The organism is Paraburkholderia sp. SSBN10T (assembly GCF_056619545.1).
Genome location: NZ_JBWQQI010000061.1, coordinates 1 through 1007, shown reverse-complemented (window position 1 = coordinate 1007; position 1007 = coordinate 1). Strand labels below are relative to the sequence as shown.

Below are 1007 nucleotides of genomic sequence, written 5' to 3'. Positions count from 1 at the left end.
GGCCCGGACGTGATCGACATCCGCAAACTGTATGGCCAGACCGGCAAATTCACGTACGACCCGGGCTTTATGTCGACGGCGGCATGTAATTCGGCCATCACCTATATCGACGGCGACAAGGGCGAGCTGCTGTATCGCGGCTACCCGATCGACGATCTCGCGCAGAACGCGGACTTCCTCGAAACCTGCTACCTGCTGCTGAAGGGCGAACTGCCGAATGAAGCGCAAAAGAAGGAATTCGTCGACACCGTCACGAAGCACACGATGGTGCACGAGCAGATGCACTTCTTCTTCCGCGGCTTCCGTCGCGACGCGCATCCGATGGCGATTCTGGTCGCCGCAGTCGGCGCGCTGTCGGCGTTCTATCACGACTCGCTCGACATCAATAACCCGCGTCACCGTGACGTCTCGGCCATTCGCATGATCGCGAAGCTGCCGACGCTGGTGGCGATGGCGTACAAGTACAGCATCGGCCAGCCGTTTGCGTATCCGAAGAACGACCTGTCGTACAGCGCGAACTTCATGCACATGATGTTCTCGAACCCGTGCGAAGAGTACAAGGTCAACGACGTGCTGGTGCGCGCGCTCGACCGTATCCTGATCCTGCACGCGGACCACGAACAGAACGCGTCGACCTCGACGGTGCGTCTGGCGGGTTCGTCGGGTGCAAATCCGTTTGCGTGCATCGCAGCCGGTATCGCCTGCCTGTGGGGCCCGGCGCACGGCGGCGCGAACGAAGCGGCGCTGAACATGCTGGAAGAGATCGGCTCGGTCGACAACATTCCCGAGTTCATCAAGCAGGTGAAGGACAAGAACTCGGGCGTGAAGCTGATGGGCTTCGGTCACCGCGTCTACAAGAACTACGATCCGCGTGCGAAGCTGATGCGCGAAACCTGCCACGAAGTGCTGGAAGAGCTGGGCCTGCACGACGACCCGCTGTTCAAGCTGGCGATGGCGCTGGAAAAGATCGCGCTGGAAGACGAATACTTCGTGTCGCGCAAGCTGTA

The 1007-nt window shown here is 60.4% G+C and carries 1 protein-coding gene; it reads left to right on the top strand.

The window, feature by feature from the left end; genetic code table 11:
- On the top strand, nt 1-1007 hold a 1007-nt coding region (gltA, locus tag AC1ECK_RS36625), incomplete at both ends, for a citrate synthase (RefSeq protein ID WP_480328180.1).